Annotated in this window: 24 protein-coding genes; 8 read left to right on the top strand and 16 right to left on the bottom strand. The window is 74.5% G+C overall.

The genetic code is table 11. From position 1 onward, the window contains the following. Window positions 1–35: 35 nt before the first annotated feature. Window positions 36–833 carry a helix-turn-helix transcriptional regulator gene (locus AB0H28_RS06240; protein WP_358035019.1) on the top strand — a complete coding sequence of 266 codons (798 nt, stop codon included), beginning with the start codon at window positions 36–38 and terminating at the stop codon, window positions 831–833. Further along, a complete protein-coding gene (locus tag AB0H28_RS06235; protein WP_358035016.1) occupies window positions 824–1,024 on the top strand; it encodes a DUF397 domain-containing protein in 201 nt (66 codons plus the stop codon). The genes AB0H28_RS06240 and AB0H28_RS06235 overlap by 10 nt, the downstream gene beginning before the upstream one ends. Window positions 1,025–1,038: 14 nt before the next feature. On the opposite strand, the gene AB0H28_RS06230 is transcribed toward AB0H28_RS06235, so the two are convergent. The 8 genes from AB0H28_RS06230 to AB0H28_RS06195 all read right to left on the bottom strand — a co-directional run bounded on the left by AB0H28_RS06230 (window position 1,039) and on the right by AB0H28_RS06195 (window position 8,624). Further along, window positions 1,039–1,347: a GNAT family N-acetyltransferase gene (locus tag AB0H28_RS06230; protein WP_358035014.1), complete on the bottom strand. Its 309-nt coding sequence runs from the start codon at window positions 1,345–1,347 to the stop codon at window positions 1,039–1,041. 25 nt (window positions 1,348–1,372) lie between these two features. Further along, the gene (locus AB0H28_RS06225) at window positions 1,373–2,389 is read right to left on the bottom strand and encodes an ABC transporter permease subunit (RefSeq protein ID WP_358035011.1); all 1,017 of its coding nucleotides are present in this window, start codon (window positions 2,387–2,389) and stop codon (window positions 1,373–1,375) included. Then, window positions 2,386–3,264 (bottom strand): ABC transporter ATP-binding protein, encoded by an 879-nt coding sequence (locus AB0H28_RS06220; protein WP_358035008.1) that lies wholly within the window; start codon window positions 3,262–3,264, stop codon window positions 2,386–2,388. Before AB0H28_RS06220 ends, AB0H28_RS06225 begins: the two co-directional genes overlap by 4 nt. A gap of 157 nt (window positions 3,265–3,421) precedes the next feature. Then, on the bottom strand, window positions 3,422–3,910 hold the full coding sequence (locus AB0H28_RS06215) for a hypothetical protein (protein ID WP_358035005.1): 489 nt from the start codon (window positions 3,908–3,910) through the stop codon (window positions 3,422–3,424). Window positions 3,911–3,958: 48 nt separating this feature from the next. Beyond that, on the bottom strand, window positions 3,959–5,602 hold the full coding sequence (locus tag AB0H28_RS06210; RefSeq protein ID WP_358035004.1) for a class I adenylate-forming enzyme family protein: 1,644 nt from the start codon (window positions 5,600–5,602) through the stop codon (window positions 3,959–3,961). Window positions 5,603–5,690: 88 nt separating this feature from the next. Beyond that, window positions 5,691–6,455 carry an ABC transporter permease gene (locus AB0H28_RS06205; RefSeq protein WP_358035001.1) on the bottom strand — a complete coding sequence of 255 codons (765 nt, stop codon included), beginning with the start codon at window positions 6,453–6,455 and terminating at the stop codon, window positions 5,691–5,693. Window position 6,456: 1 nt separating this feature from the next. After that, entirely contained in the window at window positions 6,457–7,434 is a 978-nt protein-coding gene (locus tag AB0H28_RS06200; protein ID WP_358034999.1) for an ATP-binding cassette domain-containing protein, read from the bottom strand. Continuing rightward, entirely contained in the window at window positions 7,431–8,624 is a 1,194-nt protein-coding gene (locus AB0H28_RS06195) for a glycosyltransferase (RefSeq protein WP_358034997.1), read from the bottom strand. Before AB0H28_RS06195 ends, AB0H28_RS06200 begins: the two co-directional genes overlap by 4 nt. 70 nt (window positions 8,625–8,694) lie before the next feature. Between AB0H28_RS06195 and AB0H28_RS06190 the strand changes: the two genes are divergently transcribed. From AB0H28_RS06190 to AB0H28_RS06180, 3 genes are all read left to right on the top strand, one after another. Then, window positions 8,695–9,633 carry a 3-oxoacyl-[acyl-carrier-protein] synthase III C-terminal domain-containing protein gene (locus AB0H28_RS06190; RefSeq protein WP_358034995.1) on the top strand — a complete coding sequence of 313 codons (939 nt, stop codon included), beginning with the start codon at window positions 8,695–8,697 and terminating at the stop codon, window positions 9,631–9,633. Window positions 9,634–9,808: 175 nt separating this feature from the next. Then, complete coding sequence (locus AB0H28_RS06185; RefSeq protein ID WP_358034993.1) at window positions 9,809–10,525, top strand: 2-hydroxy-acid oxidase; 717 nt, start codon at window positions 9,809–9,811, stop codon at window positions 10,523–10,525. Window positions 10,526–10,816: 291 nt separating this feature from the next. Next, window positions 10,817–11,344, top strand: a complete 528-nt coding sequence (locus AB0H28_RS06180; protein ID WP_358034991.1) for a hypothetical protein — start codon at window positions 10,817–10,819, stop codon at window positions 11,342–11,344. A 388-nt stretch (window positions 11,345–11,732) separates the two neighbouring features. Here AB0H28_RS06180 and AB0H28_RS06175 read toward each other — a convergent pair whose 3' ends face one another. From AB0H28_RS06175 to AB0H28_RS06150, 6 genes are all read right to left on the bottom strand, one after another. After that, window positions 11,733–12,758 (bottom strand): aminotransferase class I/II-fold pyridoxal phosphate-dependent enzyme, encoded by a 1,026-nt coding sequence (locus tag AB0H28_RS06175; RefSeq protein WP_358034988.1) that lies wholly within the window; start codon window positions 12,756–12,758, stop codon window positions 11,733–11,735. Beyond that, window positions 12,755–14,032: an NAD(P)/FAD-dependent oxidoreductase gene (locus AB0H28_RS06170; protein ID WP_358034986.1), complete on the bottom strand. Its 1,278-nt coding sequence runs from the start codon at window positions 14,030–14,032 to the stop codon at window positions 12,755–12,757. The genes AB0H28_RS06175 and AB0H28_RS06170 overlap by 4 nt, the downstream gene beginning before the upstream one ends. Then, window positions 14,029–15,729: a prenyltransferase/squalene oxidase repeat-containing protein gene (locus tag AB0H28_RS06165; RefSeq protein WP_358034984.1), complete on the bottom strand. Its 1,701-nt coding sequence runs from the start codon at window positions 15,727–15,729 to the stop codon at window positions 14,029–14,031. Before AB0H28_RS06165 ends, AB0H28_RS06170 begins: the two co-directional genes overlap by 4 nt. Next, the gene (locus tag AB0H28_RS06160; protein ID WP_358034981.1) at window positions 15,726–16,754 is read right to left on the bottom strand and encodes a UbiA family prenyltransferase; all 1,029 of its coding nucleotides are present in this window, start codon (window positions 16,752–16,754) and stop codon (window positions 15,726–15,728) included. Before AB0H28_RS06160 ends, AB0H28_RS06165 begins: the two co-directional genes overlap by 4 nt. Further along, complete coding sequence (locus tag AB0H28_RS06155) at window positions 16,751–17,770, bottom strand: polyprenyl synthetase family protein (protein ID WP_358034978.1); 1,020 nt, start codon at window positions 17,768–17,770, stop codon at window positions 16,751–16,753. The genes AB0H28_RS06160 and AB0H28_RS06155 overlap by 4 nt, the downstream gene beginning before the upstream one ends. Window positions 17,771–17,974: 204 nt before the next feature. Then, window positions 17,975–18,997: a methyltransferase gene (locus AB0H28_RS06150; protein WP_358034976.1), complete on the bottom strand. Its 1,023-nt coding sequence runs from the start codon at window positions 18,995–18,997 to the stop codon at window positions 17,975–17,977. A 153-nt stretch (window positions 18,998–19,150) separates the two neighbouring features. On the opposite strand from AB0H28_RS06150, the gene AB0H28_RS06145 reads away from it, so the two are divergent. After that, window positions 19,151–20,014, top strand: a complete 864-nt coding sequence (locus tag AB0H28_RS06145; protein ID WP_358034973.1) for a TauD/TfdA family dioxygenase — start codon at window positions 19,151–19,153, stop codon at window positions 20,012–20,014. Window positions 20,015–20,021: 7 nt separating this feature from the next. Here the strand turns inward: AB0H28_RS06145 and AB0H28_RS06140 are convergent, their stop codons facing one another. After that, window positions 20,022–21,194 (bottom strand): cytochrome P450, encoded by a 1,173-nt coding sequence (locus AB0H28_RS06140; protein ID WP_358034971.1) that lies wholly within the window; start codon window positions 21,192–21,194, stop codon window positions 20,022–20,024. A 143-nt stretch (window positions 21,195–21,337) separates the two neighbouring features. Here AB0H28_RS06140 and AB0H28_RS06135 point away from each other — a divergent pair, with 143 nt between their 5' ends. Further along, a complete protein-coding gene (locus tag AB0H28_RS06135; RefSeq protein ID WP_358034968.1) occupies window positions 21,338–22,522 on the top strand; it encodes a nucleotide disphospho-sugar-binding domain-containing protein in 1,185 nt (394 codons plus the stop codon). Between the two features lie 21 nt (window positions 22,523–22,543). Next, window positions 22,544–23,746 carry a cytochrome P450 gene (locus AB0H28_RS06130; RefSeq protein ID WP_358034965.1) on the top strand — a complete coding sequence of 401 codons (1,203 nt, stop codon included), beginning with the start codon at window positions 22,544–22,546 and terminating at the stop codon, window positions 23,744–23,746. Window positions 23,747–23,761: 15 nt separating this feature from the next. On the opposite strand, the gene AB0H28_RS06125 is transcribed toward AB0H28_RS06130, so the two are convergent. Then, the gene (locus AB0H28_RS06125) at window positions 23,762–25,171 is read right to left on the bottom strand and encodes a condensation domain-containing protein (RefSeq protein WP_358034962.1); all 1,410 of its coding nucleotides are present in this window, start codon (window positions 25,169–25,171) and stop codon (window positions 23,762–23,764) included. Window positions 25,172–25,234 lie beyond the last annotated feature (63 nt).

Raw genomic sequence — 25,234 nt, 5'->3', positions numbered from 1 at the left:
TCCGCGACGGCTGTTGGGCGAAGGTTGGGGAGACGATGGGAAGCGCGACGACCTACGTGCTCGGCGAGCTGCGCCTGTTCCGGGCGTCGGTGGAGTTGAGCCAGGAGGAGTTCGGCCGGCGGATCGGCTACTCGGGGTCGCACGTCAGCTCGGTGGAGACCGGCGGGCGCGCGCCGACCCGGGAGTACACGAAGGCGGTCGACGAGCGGTTCGCGACCGGCGGGCGGTTCGAGCGGATGGTCTGCGCGCTGGCGTCCCTCGACGCGGACCCGGTGTGGTTGCGGGAGTGGATCGAGGTGGAGCGGGAGGCGGTGACGCTGCGCTGGTTCGAGCTGGCCTACCTGCCCGGCCTGCTCCAGACCGAGCGCTACGCCCGCGCGACGCTGGCCGGCGGCCGGTTCACCCCGGAGGAGTCCGACCGCATCGTGGCGGGTCGGATGGACCGCCAGGCGGTTCTGCACCGGCAGCGCCCGCCGCAGCTCATCGCCGTCGTCGACGAGTCGGTGCTCCGCCGGCCGGTGCTCGACGCGCCCGGCCTGATGGCCGAGCAGTTCGACCGCCTGGTGGAGCTGGCCATGCTGGAACACGTCCAGGTGCACGTGGTGCCGGTCGACGCCGGCATGTACCTCGGCCTGGCCGGGCAGTTCATCATCGCCGAACTGCCCGACGGCAGCCGGGTCGCCTACGCTGACAACCAGCTCAATGCGCAGATCGTCGACGCACCGGCCGACGTTGCTAGGCTCGCCCGGACGTGGGAGATCGTGCGCAACGAGGCGCTCCCCCGCCGGCAGTCCCTCAAGCTGATCAAGGAAGTGGCGAAGTCATGGAACTGACCACCCCCGCGTGGCGGAAGTCGACCCGGTCCGGCGGCAACGGCGGTGCCTGCGTGGAGGTCGCCGACAACCTGCCGGGCGTCGTGCTGGTCCGCGACACCAAGGACCGCGACGGCGGCACCCTGCACGTCGACGCCGCGGCCTGGCGGTCCTTCGTGGACCTGGCCAAGCGGCTCGGCCCCACCGGCTGACCACCGCGACCGGGTCAGGCGGACGACCCCGCCGGGGCCCGCTCGCCGAGCCACTGCTCCGCGCCCCACGCCTCGAACCGCTCCACCTCGGTGAACCCCAGCTTCGCCGCGAGGCGCATCGAGGAGGCGTTGGCGGACTGGGTGACGAGCACCGCCGGCTCGCCCGGCAGGACGCGGTCGAACCAGTCGAGCACCGCCACGCACGCCTCGGTCGCGTACCCGAAACCCCACGCGCCCGGCAGGAACAGGTAACCCAGGTCGGCCTTGCCCACCGCCGGACGACGGTGCTCGACGGCCCGCCGGAGCAGGACCCGGCCGATCATCCAAGCAAACCCCGCCGGCGTCACGTCACCCCGAACGACGCCGGATCCGGTGGAACGCCACCGCGGCCAGCAGCCCGGCGAGCGACAGGTAGCACCCCGACTCCAGCCACTGGAACGACCAGTACCGGCCGACCGGCTGGTAGCTGACGTCGACGTGCAGGTCCTGGCCGGCCAGGCAGGTAGCGGTGTCGCCGAACGGGCCCTCCGCCGCGCCGGTACGCGGCGGGTCCGTGACGCACCTGTCGAAGACCGTCGGGTCGAGCGACTCGCCGGTGCGGGTGCGCAGCTCGCTGACGTCGGTGACCCAGGCGTCCGGGACGGCCAGTCCCCGCACCACGGGCGCGCCGGTGATGCTGCCCAGGGCGCGCGCCTGGTTGAGCGCCGACGCGGTCATCGCCAGCGTGACGTGCTCCGGCGGCAGCAGGTGCGGCCGGAGGAGGTTGGGCACCAGGAACTGGACGACCACGAAGACCAGCGCGGTCACCGCCATGGCCGGCACGGTACGGCGCACCAGCAGGCCGACCAGCACCCCGAGCACGACCGCGAACGCCGCGTACGCCACCGGAGCGACATCGCGGGCGCCGAACAGGACCGTGCTGAATCGGTTGTCCGCGACCCGGTCGACCGGGCGCATCGCCCAGGTCACCAGCGCGGCGGCGACCCCGGTCACGGCCATGGCGGCCAGGCCGACCACGGCCAGCTTGACGGCGAGCCAGCGGCGTCGGGTCACGCTCTGGTTCCAGACCAGGCGCTGGGTGCCGGCCTCCAGTTCCCGGGCCACCAGCGGCGCGCCCCAGAACATGCCGAGCAGGCCGGGCACCGGCCCGAGCAGCGCCGCCAGATACAGCGAGGTGTTCTCGTAGTCCACCGCGAGCTGGCGCAGCCGGGGGCAGTCGGGCGCGCCCGCGCACTGGGCGCGGTAGCCGTCGTAGGCGTCCCGGACGTCCAGGCCGAGGTGCACGACGTAGGCGGCGACCAGCGCCAGCGCCACCACCCCGACCAGGGCCGGCACCCGGAACTGCCGCCAGGTGGTCCAGATCATCGGTCGCCCTCCCCGGCCGCCCGGGTCAGGTAGCTCAGCACCAGCTCCTCCAGCCCGACCGGCTCCACGCGCCACGGCGCAGGCGGCAGCGGGCCGTCGACGCGCACCACGGCGTGCGTGTGCCCCTCGGTGTGCCGCGTCCGGACCACCTCGACCCCGGGCGGTAGCCGATCCGGCCCGCCACGCGGTGTCACCAGCCGGTGGTGCCGGGCCAACAGGTCGGCCACGTCCCCGGCGACCTGCACCCGGGACGCGCCCAGCACGACGAGGTGGTCGCAGGCACGCGCCACGTCGCCGAGCAGGTGCGAGGAGAGGATCGCGGTGGCCCCCAACTCGGCGACCACCTCCGTCAGGTCGCGCAGGAAGCCGTCGCGGGCCAGCGGGTCCAGCGCCGCCGCCGGCTCGTCGAGGATCAGCAGTTCGGGGCGCTTGGCCACGGCGACGGTCAACGCCAACTGGGCCCGCTGGCCGCCGGAGAGCCGGCCCGCCCGCTGCCCCGGGTCCAGCCCCACCCGGGCGATCCGCCGCTGCGCCAGCGCCTGGTCCCAGGCCGGGTTCAGCCGCGCGCCCATCCGCAGGTGGTCGGCGACCGAGAAGGTGGCGTAAACCGGGGTGTCCTGGGCGACGAACCCGACCCGGGCCAGGTGCGCGGCGTCCGCCGCGGGCGGGGCGCCGAGCACCCGTAGCGTGCCGGCGGTCGGCCTGCTCAGCCCGCAGGCGAGAGTCAGCAGGGTGGACTTGCCGGCGCCGTTCGGGCCGACCAGGCCGACCACCCGCCCCCGGGGCAGGTCGAGGTCGCAGTCGGACAGGGCGGTCCGGCGGCCGTACCGTTTGGTCAGGCCCCGGGCCGCAAGCGCGAGAGTCGTTTCTGGCATGGACCCGATCCTGCGGATCGGAGCCCGCGCCGGCATCGGCCCGACGACGGGTCGCCGCGCGCCGGGCACCATCCGTTCGGCCGGTTCTTCCGCCGCTGCCCGTCGCCGCGCCGCCGAGGGTCGTGGCCGGTTCGCGGCACCGGCCGCTCCGGCGCCGTCAGGGGGAGGTGGCGGCCGTGGTCACCAGCGACACGAACCCGCAGCAGAGCGGCACGATGACCGCCAGCGCGACAAGCGCGATGCTGTAGTTCGACCACAGGCCGAACCGGGTCACGTCGGCGCCGCGACCGTCGTGCACCCGGTTGCGCCAGCCGCCGAAGCGGAACGCCAGCTGGTGCGCGGCGCCCGGCTGGGCCATCACCGACGTGGTGACGATCGGCATGCCCACGAAGTCGGTGTACCGGACGTCGTGCGGGCCGGCCGGGACCGCGATGTGCCAGGTGCCCTCGCCGGGGATCGGCACCGGCCGCCGGTCGATCTTGAAGCGGCTGGTGGTCGGCACGGGCACCACGTACGGCCCGCGGTTCACCGAGACGACGAGCACCGCGCAGCCCGGCGGCGGCGCGATCGGATGCGGGTACGCGACGAGCGGCGTGACCCCGCCGGGCGTCGGCGACGGGTACGACGGCGAGGGAAGGTAGGACACGGCTCACGATTCTGGCATGGTCGTGCACGCCGCCGGCCCGGGAGCCGGTCAGGGCGCTCCGGCTCCGGCCAGCAGCCGCTGGCGCATCAGGAACTTGCGGACCTTGCCGGTCGGGCCCATCACCACGCCGTCGTCCGGAACGGTCACCACCCGGCGCAGCGTCGCGGCCACCGCCGGACCCAGCGCCGTCCGGACCCCGTCGGTGCGGTCCAGCGTGTCGTCGGCGTCGTCGGCCAGCAGGAGCAGCACCTCGGTGACGGTCGCGCCGTCCTCCCCGGCGGCCGCGACGACGGTGCAGTCCCGCACGTCCGGGCAGTGTTTGAGGATGCGCTCCTCGGACAGCGCGGTGTAGAGCCAGGTGCCGTCGCCCAGGTCGACCGCGTCGCTGGCCCGGTCGACGTGGTGGTAGTCGCCCGCCGGGTCGCGGTACATCAGGTCGCCGGTCAGGTACCAGCCGTCGAGCCGGGTGCGCCAGGTGGTGACCGAGTCGTTCCAGTAGCCGATCGCCAGCGTCGGCGACTTCAGCCCGACGTGGCCCACCTGACCGTCCGGGACCTCCGCGCCGGTGGTCACGTCGAGCAGGGCGACCCGGGCGAACGGATACGGCTTGCCGACGCACCTGTCGTAGCGGTCGCTGCCGAGACGATGGGTGATCCGGAACGCGCCGTGCCCCATCTCGGTGGAGCCGAGCATGTCGACGAACTTCGATCCCGGGACGTCCACCGGGCCGTCCGGGGTCCAGGTGGGATGGCTGCCGACGGCCACCAGCCGGCGTACGTGCGACTCGTGGGCGCAGTCGCCGGTGTTGAACCAGTTGCGCACCGAGCTGAGGTCGCGCGTGCTCAGGTCGACGCGGGCCAGTTCCGACCAGGTGACGGCGAAGCCGAACACCCCGGTCGGGCGCCACCGCTCGATGGCGTCGAGGATCGTCTCGGCGCTGCGCGCGAACGGGCCGCCCTGCGCCGACAGGCAGAGCAGTTGGTAGCCGTTGCAGAGCGCCTGGTTGAGCGTGATGACGCCGGCGGCGTGCGCGGCCGGCAACGCGGACAACTCCCGCACCTCCCCGGACGGCCGGGACTCGGTCAGCCGGACCGCGCGGATCGCGGCGAAGAGGCCGTGGTGCGAGTGCACGATCGCCGCCGGCACCCGGGTGGTGCCCGACGAGTGGGTGATGACCACCGGGTCCTCGGGGTGGTGCCGGTGGTGCGGCGGCGCCTGCGCGGGGTCACCGGCGCCGGTCTGCGCGGCGTCGCCGAGGACCGGCGTGCCGAGGTCGTGCGCGCGCAGCGCGGCGTGGTCGGCGTCGAGCACCACGCCGACGCCGCGCAGCCGCCGGACGAACTCGGCGGCCAACTCGATCGGCATGTTGCCGTTCATCAGCGCCGGGATCGCGCCGAGCCAGGTGAGGGCCAGGAAGTTGAGGAACACGTCCGGCGCGGAGGTGACGTAGACCGCGACCGGGTCGCGCCGGCCGACGCCGCGCGCGGCGAACCAGGCCGCGCGGGCGGCGACCCGGGTGGTCAGCGTGGCCAGCGACAGCGGGGTCCAGGCGGGAATGTCGTCGACGTCGACGTCGAACGTCACCCGGGGCAGATCCATGTCGGCGCCGTGCGCGGCGAGCCTGGGCAGCACGTTGCCGGCGCCCAGTTCCTGATCCGCCGCCAGGGTCGCCCGGAAGTTGTCGGCACCCAACGCCCCGCCTCCTCACGTGACACGCGCGCCAGGACACGATCAGGCTAGAGCGCCGGCCACGGCGTGACAATGGTCGATGTACTGACGGTCAGGAGACCTCGCGGTTGAACAGGTGCGACGACCAGAGAAGACTCGCGGCGGCCAACCCGATCATGATGAGCGCGCCCTGCCAGACCACGGTCTGGAAGATCTCACCGGCGAACAGCGCTCGCATGCCGTCGGTGGCCCAGGCGAACGGGTTCCACAGCGCGACCCGCTGGATCCACATCGGCGCGAGCACCAGCGGGATCAGCACGCCGGCGAGCAGCGAGATCGGCTGACCCACGGTGTTCACCAGCACCCCGAGGCTGTTCTCGTTGCGCACCAGCAGCGCGATGTCGTACGAGATGGACGTGCTCAGCAGCACCATCACGCCCAGCAGCGCATACGAGACGAGCAGGTTGGCCAGGTGCACGCGCAGGCCGAAGGGCAACGCCACGAGCGTGACCACGACCGCCTGCACCACGTTAAGGCACACGTGCATCAGGGCCCGGCCGAGCAGCAGCGCGGTGCGGCTGACCGGGGTCACCCGGCACCTGTCGATGATGCCCGCGCGCAGCGCGCCGAGCAGCCCGTAGCCGGCGAACAGGCCACCGAACAGGCCCATCGCCACGAACAGGCCGGGCACGTAGATGCGGTAGGCGTCCGCGTACGTGGAGGCGCCCCGGTCGACCATCACCACCTTGAGGAACGGGGCGAAGAGAATGAGATAGGTGATCGGTTGGGCCAGGCTGAACGCGACCATCACCGGGTTGCGCACCATCAGGCCGGCCTCCTGCTGGAAGATCAGCCAACTGTCCCGGACGAGTTTCACGTCACTCCTCCAGCGATCGGCCGGTCTTGGCCAGGAACACGTCGTCGAGGCTCGGCCGGCGGGTCTCGATCGCGGCGGGCTCGATGCCCCGGTCGTAGAGCGCCCGCATGATCTGCGGGACGGCGGTGGCGGCGCTGTCGACGTAGAGCCGCAGGACCCCGTCGACCGGCTCTGCCGCGCGCACGTAGGGCGCCTCGGCCAGCAGCTTCGTCGCCGCCGGCAGGTCACCGCCGGCCGGGTCGGCGAGCGCGGGCGCGGCCAGGTCGACCGAGACCACGTCGCCGGAGATCTCGCGCTTGAGGTCCGACGGGGTGCCCTCGGCGACGATGAGGCCGGCGTCGATGATCGAGACCCGGTCGCAGAGACTGTCGGCCTCGTCCAGGTAGTGCGTGGTGAGGAAGATCGTCATGCCCTCGTCGCGCAGCCGCCGGACCTCCTGCCACATCCGGGCCCGGCTGGGCGGGTCGAGCCCGGCGGTGGGCTCGTCCAGGAACATGACCCGCGGCGAGTGGATCACGCCGAGCGCGACGTCGAGCCGCCGGCGCTGACCGCCGGAGTATGTCCTGATCTTCCGGTCGGCGAAGTCGTCGAGCTGGAAAGCGCGGATCGCCGCCACCGCCAGCTCCTGCGCCACGCTCTTCGCCAGGCCGTGCAGACGGGCCTGGAGCACCAGGTCCCGGCGGGCCGTCGAGTCGTCGTAGGTGCCGCTGGCCTGCGCCACGAACCCGATCCGCCGGCGCACCTCGGCGGGTGAGCGTCGCAGGTCGACGCCCGCGATCGTCGCCTCGCCACCGCTGGGGCGCAGCAGGGTGGCGAGCATCCGCAGGGTGGTGGACTTGCCCGCGCCGTTGGGTCCGAGAAAGCCGACGATCTCGCCGCGCCGCACCGCGAAGTCGACGCCGCGTACCGCCTCGACCGTGCCGGCGCCGCGACCACGGCCCACCCGGAACGACTTGCGCAGGCCGGTGGCCTCGATCATCGAGCCTCCTCGGGTGACGGCGACAGCGACGGCGACGGCGACGGCGCGCCGGCCAGCGCGGCGAGGTGGTCGGCGGCGGCCCGCGCGCCGCCGGCCGCGGCGAACGACCCGGCCACCCGGCGCGCGCCGTCGCGGTAGGCCGGGTCGTCGAGGACCGCGGTCAGCGCCGAGGTCAGCTCCGCCGGGGTGGCGGATCGGAAGGAGACCGTGCGGCCGGCCCCGGCGCGGCTCACCTGCCGCGCCACGGTCGGGTGGTCGTGCCGGATCGGCGCGACCACCACCGGCACGCCGTGGGCCAGCGCCTCGGAGATCGTGCCCAGCCCGCCGTGCGAGACGACCGCGTCCAGCCGGGGCATCAGTTCCAGCACCGGCACCCGGGGGGCGACCAGGACGTGCGGCGGCGGGTCGGGCACCAGGCCCGGCGGCGCGGTGAGGATCACCTGGACCCGGTCGGCCAGCGGCGTCGTGGCGACCGTGATCCGGTGGTAGAAGTCGCGGGCCAGGTGCTCGGCCATCGTGCCGACGGTGACCAGCACGTGCCGGCGGGCCGAATCCCAGGCGTCCCAGGCGAACGCGGGCGCGTTCGGCCGCCGACCCAGGGCCGGGCCGGTCAGCACGCACCGCGCCGGCAGCGCCGCCGGGCCGGTCAGCGCCGCCGTGGTCAGGCCGATCACGAGGTACGGCGAGAAGCGCAGGTCGAGCGCCGGGTCGACGGGCAGGTCCGTCATCGCCCACACTCGGGCGAGCTGGGCGCGCACGTAGTCGTCGAACTCGGGCATCTCGTCGGTCGGCGGCGTCAACTCCAGCACGCCCACGCAGAGCGTCGCCCACGGCACGCCGTGGCGGTGCGCGGCCAGCGCGCCGGCCAGCGCGTACTGGTCGGCGACCACCACGTCGGGCCGGTGCTCCGCGACGGCCCGGTCGGCGGCGTCGCGGATGAACCGGTTGGCCGGCAGCACGTGCCCGGCCCAGAGGCTGCGCACCGAGTCCATCCCGGACGCGGCGTCGGGCCGGTAGTGGCGCTTGCCGGTCGGGTAGAGCGTGGCGTCCGGCCCGATCAGCGGGCGCAGGTCGCTGCGGGGCCCGCACCAGGCCACCTCGTGCCCGGCCGCCTCCAGCGCCTGCCCGATGGCCAGCGGCGCGGACAGGTGCGACACCACCGGCAGCACCACGAAGAGGAACCGAGCCACGTCGATATGATGCCATGCGCGTTGACATCCACCGGTGTCGTTGGTGTGATCCATCCGTGACGGTGTGCGGATGACGGCTATCGAGGCCGTCTCGGTGTTCCTGCCGAGCCACCGGGTGCCGATCGAGGCGCTGGCCGCGCCGCTGCGCCTGACCGAGATGCAGATCCGGCTGTTCCGCCGGTTCCACGGCCTGGCCGAGGTGCGCCGCGCCCCCTCCCGGTCCCTGCCCGACCTGCTGCTGCACGCCGCCGCGGGCCTCACCGCGCTGCGCGGCGCGGAGAACCGGGTGCGGTTCGTGCTGTACGGCCGCGCGTTCCCGGTGGTGGCGCCCTATCCCGCCAACCCGCTGCACGACGTGTGCCGGGAGCTGGGGCTGGCGCACGCGACCGCGTTCACGCTGACCCAGCAGTCCTGCGCCAGCGCGCTCACCGCGATCGACGTGGCCGGCCGGCTGTTGGCCGCCGAGCCGCCCGGGCCGGACGGCGAACCGCTCGCCCTGGTGCTCACCGGGGAGAAGGCGTTCACCCGCGACGCCCAGTTCATCCCGGAGACCTCCGTGTTCAGCGAGGGCGCGTCGGCCTGCCTGGTCAGCGCGCACGGCGGCCGGGACCGGATGCTCTCCTCCGTGTGCGCGCAGCGCGGCGAGTTCGACGTGGCCGGCGGCGGTTCCCCGGCCCGGTTCCAGCGCGAGTACCGCCCGGCGCTGGCCGAGGTCATCCACCGGGCCCTCACCGAGGCCGGGACCACGCTGGCGGAGCTGCGGTTGGTGCTGCCGCACAACGTCAACCTGATGACCTGGAAGCGGCTGTGCAAGCTGCTCGGGCTGCCGCTGGAAAAGGTGCTGCTGGACAACGTGACCGCCACCGGGCACGTGTTCTGCGCCGACGCGTTCGTCAACTACCGCACCGCCCGCGAGCGCGACCTGCTGCGTCCGGGCGACCGCTACCTCGTCGCGGCGGTGGGCGCGGGCGACGGAGCGACGTTCGCCGCCATGGTGTTCGAGCACTGACCGGGGAGGCATCCTGCTGCACCTGATCCGGGCCGCGCGCCGGGAGTTCACCGGCCCGGCCGCGCTGCTCGCCGATCCCGACCTGCGGAGCCGGGCCGTCGAATACCTGACCGACCTGACCCGCCCGGCCGGCCTGCGGGTCGACCCGGCGGCGCGGGGCCAGACGTACGGCGAGATGGCCGCCGAGCTGATCCGGGCGCTCGTGCCCGACGACGATCCGGTGGACCTGCTGGTGCTGGCGTTCGCGGTGCACGACGCGCTGCCCGGCCGGGCCACCGCCACCTACCTCAGCCACGTCTGCCCGGGCACGCCGACGTCGTTCGCGCTCTGCGACCAGGGTTCGGCGGCGGCCTTCACCGGGTTGCGCGTCGTCAGCGCGGCGGCGTACCACCGGGCCCTGCTGATCGTCGTCGAGCAGTCCGTCCTGCCGTACGACCCGGGGGTTGCCGTGCCGCAGCGGCACCGGGCGGTGGCGCTGCTGCTCGGCGGCGGCCCGGCCGACGGCGCGCGGCTGACCGCGGTGCGGCAGCACGCGGACGTCGGGCCGGACGACGTCGCCGGCCGGGCGGCTGCCGAGCTGAACGCGCTCGGTGCGGGTGGCCCGGACGTGGCGGTGGTGCTGGGCGCGGGCCTGGCCGCGATTCCCGGGGTCGATGTGGGTGCCGGCGTGGGCCGTGCGGCCCATCGGCCGCAGGCCGGCGGGGGCACGGTGACGGTGGTGCCGCCGGGGCAGCCGGCCACCGGCGTGTGGTGGACGCTGCTGGACCGGATCGGCACCGACCCGGACCGGCCCGAGGAGGTGCTGGTCGCCGACTACGACCCCGACCTGCGCTATCTGTGCCTGGTCACAGTCACGAGATCGCCCACCGAACGACGGGATCACTCTGGGTGATCTCGTCTCGGACAGTACAGCGAAAAGATGGATATACCTCGGAGTCATGATTATGACCGAGCGGTATATCGCTCCGAAGGAGTTCCTTCCCCAACCGCGACACGCCGTCCTCGACGGTCAGCACGGCTGGACGGCCGGGGGATTGCTCGGCGACTCGTGGCCCACCATGATCGGCCGGTGCCGGACAGGACTTTCCCTTGGTAGCCACGGGGCGCGACGGTGGCCCGCCGGTCAAGCCCGCGAGCCTGCGCATACCGTGGCTGGTGCTGAACGTCGTGTTCGGTCTGGCCGGTGTCGCGGCGGTTCCTACCGGCGCCGGTGGTCGTCGCGCTGGCGCTCGCACTCGTCGTCGAGGGCGTCCCGTTGCAGGCCCGATGGGCGGTGAGCCGCGGCGCGTTCGAGAAGGTGGTCGCCACCCTGCCGACCACCAGCCCGGCGGACGTCGAGTGGTCCAGCGTTCCGGTGCCGCGGCGGATCGGCGCGTACCGCATCACGGCGGCTGGGCTGGTTCAGCCCGTCGCGACTCAGGCCATCGGACGCCGGCTCGATCTGATCGCGGCGCTGCTCGCTCGGCCCGCGACGTACCGGCACGGCTGGCCCCGGCCGGTGCGACGCGGCGTCGGGCTTGCTGCGTACGGTCGGACCATGGTGACCGTAGCCGACGTCCGCGCGCTGGCGCGGACGCTGCCGCGCAGCAGCGAGCACCTGATCCGGGACCGCGTGAAGTTCCGGGTCGGCGCCTCTTCCTCCCCAGCGCCGCCGACCAGCGCTTCAACTGGGTGTGCTGCCACGTCGCCGGGCTCGACCGCGGGCACATGACCGAGCTGGTGACGGAGGCATGGCGCATGGTCGTGCCCAAGTTCCTCGCCCGGCAACGACTCGGCGGTTGACCGGAGCGGCGCTTGCCCAACAGCGGCATCCATCTCGACGAGGCCGAGCGTGCTCAGATCCGCCAGCGGGAGGCAGCCGGGGTGCAGCTACGCAACGTCGTACACACGACGGGTCGGCTCGGCGCCTGTGAACTGAGCCATGAGCACCACGTCCTCCGCAACCCACCGCCGGCACATCGAGCGAGGCGCGTGAGGGCGGACTGCGCGGCCAGCGCGGGTCCACGCCGCTGCCTCCCGGCGCGTCGTGCGGAAGCCTCCGCCTCTCGGCCGTTCCACGAACGACCCGGCCCGGATGCGACGCCATCCCGGGAAAGAGTTCAGAGCCCTTCGGCGAGCGCCGACCGGACGAACCCGAGGAGCCGGTCGTTCGCCTCGTCCGAGCCGACCGTGATCCGCACCCCCGCGCCGGGCAGCGCCATCACCAGGATCCCGGCCGCCCGGGCCCGCTCCGCGAACGACGCCGCCCGCTGGCCCAGCGGCAGCCAGACGAAGTTCGCCTCGCTGGGCGCCACGGTGACCCCCAGCGCACGCAGCGCCCCGATCAGCCGGGTCCGCGACGCCACCAGATCCGTGCACCGCCGGGTCAGCTCCGCCGTCACGTCCGGCGCCAGGCTCGCCACGGCCGCCGCCTGCGCCAGCGCGTTCGGGAAGAACACCGCGCCGGTCAGCGCCGCCGCCCGGGTCAGCCGCGGCGGCACGACGGCGTAGCCGATCCGCAGCGCCGCCAGGCCGTACGCCTTGGAGAAGGTGCGCAGCACGCAGACGTTGTCGTACGCCCGGTACAGCTCCATTCCGTCCGCCGCCTGCGGGTCGGTGACGAACTCCCGGTACGCCTCGTCCACGATGACCGGCACGTCGGCCGGGATCCGGTCCAGGAACGCCTCGACCCGGTCGCGGCGCAGCGCCGCCCCGGTCGGGTTGTTCGGGCTGCACAGCAGCACGCACCGGGTCCGCTCGGTGACCGCGTCGGCCATCACGGGCAGGTCGTGGTCGTACCCGTCCATCGGCACCGGCACCGCGCGGGCGCCCGCGTTGCCGACGATCAGCGGGTAGCCCTCGAACGACAGCGCCGCGTGCACGACCTCCGGGCGGGGGCCCAGCGACTGCACCAGGTGCTGGCACAGCCCGGCCGAGCCGGGGCCGACCACAATCGCCTCCGGTCCCACCCCGAGTCGCGCCGACAGCGCGGACACCAGCGTCGACGCGGTGCGGTCCGGATACCGCTGGAGGGCAGCGGCCCCGTCGGCGACGATCCGCCGGATGCCGGGCAGCGGCGGGTACGGCGTCTCGTTCATCGACAGGTCGGCCGGCGGGTGGCTGCCGACGGCGGTGGCAGGGGTCATGGTCGCTCGCTTCTCGACGGGGCCGGCGTGGACGGGGTGCGGGCGTGCCGGTCGGCGAGCAGCCCGAGCTGGTGCAGCCGGTCGACGAGCGACAACGGCCGGACGTCGGTGCCGGAGAGGTTGCCGGCGGTGAGCCCGAGCAGCCGAGGGTTGGCGGCGGTGCGGCGCATCATCCGCCCGCCGAGCGCCCTGGGCAGCCCGGAAACGCTGGTGATCATGCGGGAGGCGTTGTGGCTGACGGTGGCGACGTGGTCGAGACGGGGCCGGCGCGCGACCTCGAAAGCCCGCAGCGCCCGGTCCACCGCGCCGGGCTCCGGTGTGCCGCCCTCGGCCGCCAGCGTGGCGGCGAGCGCCTCGGCGTCACCGAGGGAGCTGTTGACGCCCTGCGCCGCCATCGGGTGCACCGCGTGGGCCGCCTCGCCGACCAACGCGAGGCCCGGCAGGGATAGCCGGGCGGTGCGCAGCCGGTAGACGGCGAGGAGTTGGCGGCGGTGCAGGCTGGCCCGGACCGCCGACCCGAGCGGCCGGACCGCCGGCACGTCGGCGAGCAGCCGGTCACACCAACCGCCCAGGTCGGTCCGGCCCCGGAACTCGTCCGGCGTCACCTGTACGTAGAGGCGGCACCGGCCGCCCGGCAACGGATAGACCAGGCACAGGCCCCGGCCGGTGCGGTAGGCCGTCACCTCGTCGGCCACCTCGGCGCCGGCCACGTCGAACGCGACCAGACCGTGCGGGTACTCCCGGCGCTCGACCGCCACCCCGGCCGCCCGGCGCAGCGGGGAGGACATGCCGTCGGCGGCCACCACCAGCGCGGCCCGGACCTCCTCGTCGCCCCGCTCGCCGGTGACCCGGACGCCGGTGACCCGGCCGCCGTCGTCGCGCAGCAGACCGGTCACCCGCCGGCCCCACCGGAGGTCGACGGTGGCGGGCAGCCCGTCGGCGAGCACGCCGCGCAGGTCGCCGTAGTCGGCGCAGAGGATCTCCCGGTACGCGCCGGGCAGGCCGGCGTAGTCCAGGCAGAGCAGCGGCTCGCCGTACCGGTCGCGGATGGCAAGCCGCCCGACCGGACGCGCGCCGGTGGCCCGCAGCGCGGGCAGCGCGCCCCAGGTGTCGAGGATGCGGACCGTCTCGGGTTGCAGGATCTCGCCCTTGGCGATCGACGCGGGAGCGCGTTGCCGGTCGAGCACGAGCACCCGCAGCCCCAGCGCCCCGAGCGCGCGGGCGCTGGCCAGTCCGCCGGCCCCGGCGCCCACCACCACCACGTCGGCGTTCATCGGGCCACCGCCCCGGGCGCGCCGTCCGGCCGGCCGGCGGCGGCCCGGCGGTGCTCGCCGAGCGCGCGCAGCGCGAGCGCCTGGGTGATCACCGCGTTGGGGTAGCGCATGTGGTGGCGGATGTAGTTGCACACCCGGGCCGCCGGCCACCCGCCGTCCGGCCCGGCGGCGGCCACCAGCCAGGCCACGCCCCGGTCGGCGGCCTGGCCGTCCTGCGGATCGCCGGTGGCCAGCAGGCCCTGGACGGCCCAGGCGGTCTCCTCGACCGAGCCGGCGGTGCCGTCACCCGGCCCCCACGAGCCGTCCGCGAGCTGGGTGTCACGCAGCCACCGGGCCGCCCGGCGGACCACCTCGTGCCGGGCGTGGCCGACGCGCGACAGCGCCGTCACCACCACGGCCGTGCCGGAGGTGTGGTCGCGGTACCAGAGGTTCTCGAACGTGCCGTCGGGCGCGGCCCGGGTCAGCAGCCAGGCCGCCGCCCGCGCGAGCGCCGGATGGTCGTCGGGGTGGCCGGCGTCGTGCAGGGCGAGGATCGCCTGGCCGGTGATGGCCGGGCACGGGCCGTCGTTGGCGAGCTGGGTGTCGCGCACCCACAGGCTCCACGAGCCGCGGCTGTCCTGCCGGCCGATCAGCCAGTTCAGGCCGCTGCGCAGCACCTCGTCCGTGTCCGCGTCGGGACAGCCGGCGAGCGCCGACAGGATCTCGGCCGACTCCAGCGTCACCGGCCAGCCGCCCACGTTGGAGTAGCTCCAGCCGCCCGGCGGCACGCCCAGCACCTCGAACGCAGCCGGCTGCTGGGTGGCGTGGAAGAAGTCGCGGGTGGCGCGCAGCCGCGGGTCGGCCGCGTAGCCGGCCGCGTTCAGGCCGGTCATCGCGTAGGCGGAGCGGGTCAGGTCGAGGTTCGTCACCGCGTCCCAGGACCCGTCGGGGCGGACCGCCCGCCGCAACCAACCGACCACCGCCTCGGCGATGTCCGGCGCCTGGCCGCTGCGGGCCAGGCCGAGCAGCACCAGGGCGGCGGGCCACGGGTCCTCGCTCAGTGCGCCGGTGCGTCCCTCGTGGTCGTAGATGGAGCGCAGCAGCCGCACCGCCACCGGCCGGGCCCGGCCCAGCGTGGCGCGGCGCAGGCGGCCGGCGGGCAGCAGGTCCGCCTGCATCAGGGCGAGGCCGATGAACGGCGCGGTGCGGAAGGACAGGCGCCGGCGGCGGACCCGGTCGACCAGCACGATCTCCAGCGGCAGCCGGCGCAGCCGGCCGGCCTCGGCGGTCAGCCCGGCCATGGTCAGGAGTTGGCGGCACAGCAGCGAGATGGCCCGGTCGGTGATCGTGTCGACGCCGCCGACGGCGGCCAGCCGGACCCGCCCGGCCGCCACCGCCTCCGCGCCGCGCACGGGCGCGCTCAGCGCGAGCGCCGCGATCGCGACGGCGGTGGGCACGACCTCGCTCGGCGCGCCCGCCACGCCGCCCCAGCCGCCGTCGTCGTGCTGCTGCCGCAGCAGCCACCCGACGCCGGCGTCGACCAGATCCGCGCTGCCCACCGGGTCGGCGGCGTGCAACGCCGCCACCGCGCCCGCGGTGCCCAGCACCGAGGCCGGCGGGTCGTCGCCGAAGACCCCGTCGGCGCGCCGGCGGCGCAGCAGCGCCTCGGCGCCGGCGGTGATCGCCCTCCCGACGGCCTCGCCGGTCACAGCGGTCATGGCGCGTCCTCCCAGGACACTCGACGGTGGGTGGCCAGGGCCAGGCCGGCGGTGGCCGGGCCGAGTTCGTGGCGGGCGCGCATCTCGCGCTGCGCCCACCAGGTCAGCGCGACCATCGGCAGCGCGAGCAGGAGCTGCCCGGCAAGGCCGAGGCCGAGCCCGACCACGGCCGAGGCCAGCACCACCCGCTCGACGACCAGGACGGAATGGGCGCGCAACGCCACCGCGACCGGCAGACCGGCGCGGCGCGTCACGAGCGGCGCGAGGGCGGCGACGCCCGCGACCGCGACGACGAGCAACGTCGCCAGGTAGGCGGCGCGGGCGCCGGGTTCGGCCAGCAGCCCGGCGGTGAGGGCGGCGCCGACCGTGACGGCGTACAACGCCACCACGGTCCGGACCGCGAAGGGTACGCCGCGGCGCACCGGCAGCGTCTCGTATCCGCCCGCGCGGTCACCGTCGATGTCGCGCAGCGCGCCGACCAGGTTGGACATCGCGTCGTGCGCCCAGAACGCGACGGTCAGCGCCAGCAGAAGCGCCCACGCCGACGACGGGCCCGGGGGAATCCCGACGGCGAGCGCGCCGTAGAGCAGCGCGACCGCGCCCAGCGCGCCACGGACCAGGTTGCCGGCGATCCCGCGGGCCTTGAGCCAGCGGCTGTAGGCGACGATGCCGAAGCCGGCCAGCAGCGCCGCCGCCGTGGTGCCCCAGCCGCCCGCCACCGCCAGGACCGCGAGCACCGCATAGCAGGCGCAGCCGCACGCCACCGCCGTGCGCGCCCGTAACCGGTCGGACGGGATCGGCCGGTGCGGTTTGCTGCCGGCGTCCAGCTCACGGTCGAACCAGTCACCGAGGTAGTGGCCGCCGAGCCAGCCGGCGGTGGGCGCGGCCCAGGCCGACAGGAGCCGCCACGGATGGTGCGGTCCGGCGGCCACCGCGGCGCCACCGAGACCGACCAGCCCCACGTACCACAGGGTGTAGGGCCGCCAGGTCTCCAGATGCGCCCGCAGTGCCCGCGCGGCACTCACGCCATCTCGCTCGTCATCCAGCGTGCGATGCCGGCCAGCACGTCCGCGCTCGCGGACGGGGCGAGCACGGCCAGCTCAGCCCGGGCCCGCTCGGCGTGCTCGACCATCCGCCGGTGGGCTCCGCCGACCGCGTCGACGTCGCGGATCAGGGCGGTCACCCACTCGACGTCGCCGGGGCCCGCGCCGCGGCGGTGCAGCACCGCCATCAGCTCGACCCGGTCGGTGTCGGTGGCCGCGTCGTAGGCCAGCAGCAGCGGCAGCGTCGGCCGGCCGTTGTTGAGGTCGCTGGTCGCCGGCTTCCCGGTCTGCTCCGGGGTGGCGACGTAGGACAGCAGGTCGTCGCGGATCTGGAAGGCGACGCCGACGTGCTCGCCGTAGCTGGCGAGCGCGGACGCCACGGCCGGTTCCGCGCCGCCGAGCAGGGCGCCGATGTGGCACACCGCGCGGAACAGCGAGCCGGTCTTGAGCCGGATCATCTCCGGGTACCACCGGGCGCCCGCGTCCAGGTCGCCGACGAGCCCCGCCTCGATCGACTGGCCCCGGCACAGGTCCTGCCCCGCCTCGGCGAGCGCGGTGACCGCGGCCACCACGTGGCCCGGTGGCACCGCGGCGCCGCCGTCCACGATGGCCCGGAACGCGGTGAAGATGAGGTGGTCACCGGCGACGATGGCGCCCGGGATGCCGAACGCCACCGGAACCGCCGGCCGGCCGCGGCGCAGCGTGTCGGCGTCGATGATGTCGTCGTGCACGAGCGTCGCGACGTGCAGGTATTCGGTCCCGAGCGCGGCGGCGAGGACGTCGCGGGGAGACCCGCCCACCGCCTCCGCCGCGTGCAGCGTCATCATCGGGCGGAGCAGCTTGCCGGCCGGAAGCAGCGCGTACCGGGCGATCGCGGCGAGCGGGTCGGTGGTCTCCGGCCAGCGGCGGCCCAGTTCGGCGCGCAGCAGCCGTCCCGATTCGCTTCGGGCGAGGTCGTCGATGAAGGGCGGATATCGCGTGAAGCCAGCAACCGTCATGACGCGTCGACCCTTTCGCGAAGGCTCGGCTAGTCGGCAGGCGAGACGTTACCGGCCGGAACTCCCGCGAACAACCATTGATAAATGCAGCAACTCATGGGTGGCGACCAATGCGATGACGAAGTTCTTCGGCAAATTGGACGATGCGCAGCCAAATGCGGCAATGGGCAGGCGCACCGGTGGGTAAGGGACGCACCGGCCCGGTCAGGCGGCGGCGAACTCCATCAGCGTGAGCCCGTCGGCGCCGTGGAAGGTCCGCCGGGGCGCCAGCCCCGCCGCGGCGGCCAGCGCGGTGTGCTCCGCCACGCTCCGCTCGCGACCGCCGACCAGCACCAGCATCCGCAGGTCGTACGCGGACAGGTGCGGCACGTGCGGCACCGTCGGCAACACCTCGACGACGAGCACCCGCCCCGAGCCACCGGCCGCCTCGGCGCAGCGCCGCAGGATCGCCGTCGCGTGGGTGTCGCTCCAGTCGGTCAACGCGCGGGACACCACGTACACGTCGCCGCCGGTCGGCAGCGGGGCGAAGAAGTCGCCGACCACGGTCCCGGCCCGGGCGGCAAGGTCGCGCTCGGCGAACGTCCGGGCGGCGGTCGCCACCGGTTCGCCGCGGTCGACGAGGGTGCCGCGCAGGTGGGGGTGCGCGGCCAGCAACTCGGCCAGCAGCCCGCCGGCGCCGCCGCCCACGTCGACCACGTGCGCCACCTCCGACCAGGGATAGAGCGCGGCCACCTCCGGCGCGGTGAACCGCTGCTGGCTGAGCATCAGCGCGTCGAAGTAGGCGCGGTGCTCCGGGTGGGCGTCCAGATCGGCCCAGAAGTCGCGCCCGTGCACCGAGCCGTAACCGGGCTCACCGGTGCGGATCGCGTGCGGCAGCCCGGCCCAGGCCAGGTCCATCCGCGCGCCGAGACCGCCGAGGTCGAGGTCGGCGCCGTGCCCGCCGCCGTCGCGGTCGCAGAGCAGCTCGCCGACGTCGGTCAGGGCGAACACGTCCGGCGAGGGCTCGACGAACACGCCCCGGTGGGCCAGGTAGCGCAGCAGCCGGCCCAGCGCGGCGGGGTCGACGGCGCACGCCGCCGCCAGCTCGCCCAGGCCGGTGACACCGGCCGCGATGCGGTCCGGCACCCGCAGCGTCACGGCGGTGCGCACCGCGAACGGGGTCGCCAGGTCGGTGAGCCGGTCGAGCCGCGCCGCCGCGTCGGCCCCCGTCACCGCATCGATCGCCACCGGTGCCCCCTCCCCCGCGGGACGGCCGCCCGCCGGCGCAGCGAATGATCCCAAGCCGTCGGCGGCCGCGTCAACGAGGACGCTGGTAAGGACATTCACGATCGTGGAAGAATGCGCCGACGGGGCGCCGCGCGCAGACCGGGAGGACCATCGATGACCACTTCCACCGCCGCCGACGTCCGGCTCGTCGCGGGCGCCCTGGGCGCCCAGGTCCACGGCATCGACCTCAACACGCTCACCGACGCCGGCTTCGCGCTGATCCACGAGCTGCTGCTCACCCGCCAGGTGGTGTTCGTCGCCGGCCAGACCGGGCTGACGCCCGAGGCGCACGTGGCGTTCGGCCGCCGGTTCGGCGAGGTCGAGCTGCACCCCTATCTGCCCCGCCTGCCGGAGCATCCGGAGATCGTGGTCATCGACTCGACCGACGGCGGAAAGGTCGACGTCTGGCACACCGACATGACGTTCCACCAGAGCCCGCCGATCGCGTCCATCCTGCACCTGACCGAGTTGCCGGAGGTCGGCGGCGACACCATGTGGACCAACCAGTGCCGGGTCTACGAGGCGCTCTCCGCGCCGATGCGCGACCTGCTCGACGGGCTGACCGCCATCCACGTGATCCGGATCGGCACCGAGTTCACCAGCCGCGCCGAACACCCGGTGGTGCGCGTGCACCCGGAGACCGGCCGCCGCTCGCTCTACGTCAACCGGCTGTTCACCTCGCACATCCCGCAACTGACCCGCACCGAGAGCGACGCGCTGCTGGAACACCTGTTCCGGTTCTCGGAGAGCCCCCAGTTCACCTGCCGCTACCGCTGGCGGGTGGGCGACGTCGCGGTGTGGGACAACCGGGTCACCCAGCACTACGCGATAAACGACTACGACGGGGTGCGGCGCGGGCAGCGCATCACCGTGCTCGGCGACCACCCGACCGGGAACCCGCCCCGCTGGGAGCACTACGTCCCGGCGCCGGGCGAGCGCTACTGGCCGGACCGGGTCAACGCGGTGGAGAGCTACTGACCGGCGGTCACCAGGTGACCGGGAACGACGCGATGCCGCCGTTCATCCGGTCGTGCCGCCACGGGATCTCCTCGATCGGCACGGCCGGCGCGAGGCCCGGCATCCGGGTCAGCAACGCCCCGAGGGAGAGTTCCACCTGCATCCGGCCCAGCGCGGTGCCGAGGCAGAAGTGCGGACCGAAGCCGAACGTCAGGTGCGGCACCGTCGGCACCCGGTCGATGTCGAAGACGTTGGGCTCGGGAAAGTGCCGGGGATCGCGGTTGCCGGCCCACGGGATCGCCATCACGCAGTCACCGGCCCGCATCGCCACACCACCCAGCGTCAGGTCCTCCCGCACCACCTGGACCCGGAACATGGCACTCACCGACGTGTAGCGCAGGATCTCCTCGGTGGCCGGGCCGAGCTTCCCCGGCGTCGCCCGCAGCTTCGCCAACTGCTGCGGGTGCTGGAACAACGCGCGCAGGCCCGCGCTCGTGGAGTTGATCTCCAGCCCGCCGAGCAGCACCCCCATGGCCAGCTCGACCAGCTCGGCGTCGACGAGTTCGTGCGCGTCCTGACCGACGACCCACGCCGAGAGCAGGTCGTCGCCGGGCTCCGCCCGCTTGCGCGCCAACTGCCCGGCCAGATAGGTCCGCAGCTGCGCCTGCGCGTCCGCGGCACCGGCGGAGCCGTACGCGGTGACCGAGTTGAGGCCGGAGATCCAGTCGTAGAAGCGGGGGCGGTCGCCGGCCGGGACGCCGAGCACGTCGCAGACCACGAACACCGGCAGCGGCGCCACCAGCCCGGCCACCAGGTCGGCCGGGCGGGGGCCGGCCGTCATGGCGTCGACGAGGTCGTCCACCAGCCGCCGCACCCGGGGGCGGAACGTCTCGATGCGGCGCGCGGTGAACGCGCGGCTGGCCACCCGCCGCACGGCCGCGTGCGCCGCACCGTCCATGTTCAACTCGCGCGGACCGCCGCCGCCCGGCGTCGCGGTCGCGCCCGGGGGAAGCCGGGAGAACCGGGGGTCGGCCAGGACGGTGCAGCAGTGCTCGTAGTTGAGCACCAGCCAGGCCGGACGCCCGTCAGGCAACCGCACCCGGCTGACCGGTTCGGTGACGACCATGTCGAGCAGTTCGGCGGGCAGGTCGCCGGTGAACGGTTCGAACGGATAGGCTCGCAGCCCGGAATTGGCCGGCACCGGGTAAGACTCCACCACGGGTAGCCCGCCGTCAATATCTGTGGACGGTGTCCGCGACCTTCCGCGTACGGACTCCGATCGCCTAACATCTGTGGTCCAGGACTGCCGTTTCGTGCGCGGATTGGTGGGATTTGACTGCGGCCTTGCGCATTCTGATGTCGACGTGGGGCTGGCGGTCGCATTTCTACGGCCTGGTTCCGCTCGGCTGGGCGCTCCAGGCGGCCGGTCACGAGGTGCGGGTGGCCAGCCATCCGTCGATGGTCGCCCCGATCACCGCGGCCGGGCTCGCCGCCGTGCCGCTCGGCGAGGACATCGACTTCGCCGAGGCGTTCGCCGGGCGGATCGGCGCGGTCGGCGCCCTGGACGAACCCGACCCCGCGCCGGCCGGACTCGTCGAGCCGGCGATCACCGCCGACGGCGGCGTGGTCCGGCTCGCCGACGCGCTCCTCGACGACCTGGTCGACTTCGGCCGGGCCTGGCAGCCGGACCTGATCATCTGGGAACCGTTCAACCTGGCCGCGCCGGTGGCCGCCGCCGCGTTGCGGGTGCCCGGCGTGCTGCACCTGTGGGGTCCGGACTCCTCGGTGACGCTACGCCTGGACCCGGAGTCCGTGATCGGGCCGCTCGCCGCCCGGTTCGGGCTCGCCGCCACCGACGTGACACCGCAGGGCGACCTGACCATCGACCCGGCGCCGCCGCCGATGCAGGTGCCGACGGCCCGTCCCGGCCGGCCGGTGCGCTTCGTGCCGTACAACGGAACGGCCGTGCTGCCGCCCTGGCTGCACCGCCCGGCGGACCGGCCCCGGGTCTGCGTCACGGCCGGCACCATGATGGCCGGCGTCGGGCTGACCGACCGGCTGGACCTGGCCGGGGTCGTCCGGTCCGTCGCCGAGCTGGACGTGGAGGTCGTCGTGGTGGTCGAGCCCCGCCAGCGACGCGGGCTGGACGCGATGCCGGCCAACGTCCGGCTGGCCGACGCGCCGCTGGCGCTGCGCCTGGTGCTGCCGACCTGCGCCGCGATCGTGCAGCAGGGCGGCGCCGGCACCACCATGACCGCGCTCGCCCAGGGCGTGCCGCAGCTGGTCCTGCCGCAGGTCAGCGACCAGCACTTCAACGCCGAGCGGCTGGCCGCCACCGGCGCCGGCACCTGGCTCACGCCGGAGGAGGCCGGCGGCGCCGTGCTCCGCGACACCGTGGGTGAACTGATCGGCGACGGGCCCGCCCGGGCCGCCGCCGCGCTGATGCGCGACCGGATCCGCGCGCTGCCCAGCCCCGCCGACCTGGTGCCCGCGCTGACCGCCCTCACCGGCGCACCCCGACCGACCTGACCACCCGCAGAGGAGTCGCAGATGACGCAGCCGAACGCCGTTACCTACCCGCTCGCGCCGGCTCCCACCATCTACCATCCGTCGCCGGACTACACCCGGCTGCGCGAGACCTGCCCGGTGGCCCGCGTCGAGCTGCCGGACGGGGCGTCGGCCTATCTCGCCACCCGGCACGCCGACGTGCGCCGGGTCTTCACCGACCACCGGTTCAGCCGGGCGGCGGCGGCCGGACCCGACCGGCCGACCCGCGAACTCGGCTCACTCGCGGAGGACTCGCTGATCGGCATGGACCCGCCCCGGCACACGGTGATGCGGCGGGCGGTGTCGCACGCGTTCACCGTCCGCCGGGTGGAGGAGCTGCGGCCGACGGTGGCGGCGCTCGTGGCCGGGATGATCGACCGGATGGAGGCCGCGGGGCCGCCGGCCGACCTGATCAGCCACCTCTCCGCGCCGCTGCCGCTCGTCGTGATCAGCAAGCTGTTCGGCATCGGCGAACACGACCAGGAGCGGGTCCGGCAGTGGTCCGACGCGCTGGTCGGCGACTGGGACGCCGACCCGGCGGCCCCGCAGGCCGCCCTGGACGCGTTCCGGGAGATGATCGGCCAGCGGCGGCGGCACCCCGGCGACGACCTGATGAGCGCGCTGATCGCCGCCTGGGACGAACACGACGACCTCACCGAACGGGAACTGGTCTCGGTCACCGCCGGCATCTTCGTCGGCGGGCACGAGACCACCACCAACCAGCTCAACCTGTTCCTGCTCGTGCTGGCCCGCCACCCGGAACAACTGGCCGGGCTGCGCGGCGACGACCCGGCCGCGGTCGCCCGGGCGGTGGAGGAGCTGTCCCGCTTCATCCAGCTCGGCGACAACGGGGTGCTGCTGCCCCGGGTCACCACCGAGGAGGTGCAGCTCGGCGGCGTACGCCTGCCGGCCGGCGCCGCGGTGCTGCCGGCCATCGCCTCGGCCAACCGGGACGCCACGGTGTTCCCCGACGCGGACACGCTCGACCTGGACCGGACGCACAACCCGCACCTGGCGTTCGGCGCCGGACCGCACCACTGCCTCGGCGCGGCGCTGGCCCGGATGGAGTTGCAGGAGGCGCTCGGCGCCCTGCTGCGCCGGCTGCCCGGCCTGCGGCTCGCGGTCGACGAGGCGGAGCTGCGATTCCGGCCGGGCCTGGTGGTGCGCAGCCTGGAGTCGCTGCCGGTGACCTGGGGCGACAGGTGAGCGGCACCCGGCCGGTCAGCTCGCCGAACCGGGCGTGACCCGGGTCGGCGCGGCGGCGTCGAGGGCCGCCTCCACGGCCACCTCCTCCACCCCGCGCAGCAGGCGCTCCGCCTGCGCCTCGGTGAAGCACGCGAAGTCGAAGATGACCTGGAGGAACACGGTGCCCGGGTGGTCCTCGACGGTGATGAACGCCTGCTCGTGGAGGTGGTCCAGCGGCCCGTCCCAGACCAGGAACGTCTTGGCCGCCTTCCGCCGGATCGCCGCCGGCGTCACCTCCTCGTCCCGGACGCCCTCCTCCGCCGCCGCCCGGGTGGTGACCCGCCGGTCGTTGATCCGGCAGGTGACCCGCGCCGGATAGCCCCGCTCGGCGTCCCACCGCGCCTCGCACTCGCGCAACCGGTCCGGGTCGTAGTAGGCGTACATGCCGGCGGCCACCGAGGCCCGGCGGGCGCGCGCCACCACCTCGTCCACCGTGGAGTCGGCCGTGTCGATCGTCAGCACGCCGTTCTGGCTCAGCGGGGCGATCGCCTCGGCGAAGCCGGGGCGGAACCGGTTGCCCACGATGAGCTTCGCGGTGAGCGGGCTGACCCCGGTGGCCCGGCCGACCGCGACCGCGATCACCGCGAGCAGCACCCGCGAGGTGTCGGTGCGGGTCCGCCGGGCGACGGCCCGCACCGCCAGGTACGCGGCGGGCGAGCTGAACCGGCCGTGCCAGTACCGGTGGCCCTGCCGACCGGCCCCGGCGGTGGGCTGGCCGAACGTCAGCGGCGGGATGGCACGCAGGTGCGTCTTCCAGTGGCGTACCGCCCGGTCGCTGACCTTGCGCAGCGGCGGTGTCGCCTCCCGCCGCCCGAGGTCCAGGATCTGCACGGTGCGCGGGTCGCGGGTCCGGCGGACCGCCGGCGTGGCCAGACCGAGGTCCGCCAGGATCAGCGACGTGGCGGTGCCGTCCACCACGAGGTGGTCGAACGTGAGCACCCGGTGCACCAGCGCGCCCCGGTGCCGGACCACCGCCATCCGCACGGACCAGTCGCGGTAGTGGTCGTAGTGGGTCAACAGGCGGGTGTGGCCCAACCGGTAGGCGAACGCCGCCACGTCGGCCGGGTCGGCGTCGTCGGGGACGTCCACCACGTCCAGGACCGTCTCGCCGGCGGCCGAGACGACCTGGCGGGGCACGCCCCGCTCGTCGCGGCCGAGCCGCATCCGCAGGGCCGGGTGCCGGCCCATCAGGCCGGCCAGTTCCGCGGCCACCTGCTCGACGGTGACGCCGGCCGGCATCGGGTGCGCGCCGCTGACGTTGTGCGTCCACCCGGTTTCCCGCATGTCCTGCAGGATCGCCTTCTGCCCCCAGGTCAGGGGCGCGGTGCCGGCCCCCGGCCCGGCGAACGGAACGGGGACGCCCGCTTGGGCCGTCTGCGCCAACACCGGCCTATCAGAGCAACGCGCATCGGCGTGTGTCAACGCCCGGCCGGGCCCGCTACGCTGCCG

Origin of the sequence: Micromonospora sp. NPDC050980, from assembly GCF_040653835.1 — a bacterium.
Lineage (GTDB): Bacteria > Actinomycetota > Actinomycetes > Mycobacteriales > Micromonosporaceae > Micromonospora.
This window is presented reverse-complemented; position numbering and strand designations above follow the sequence as displayed.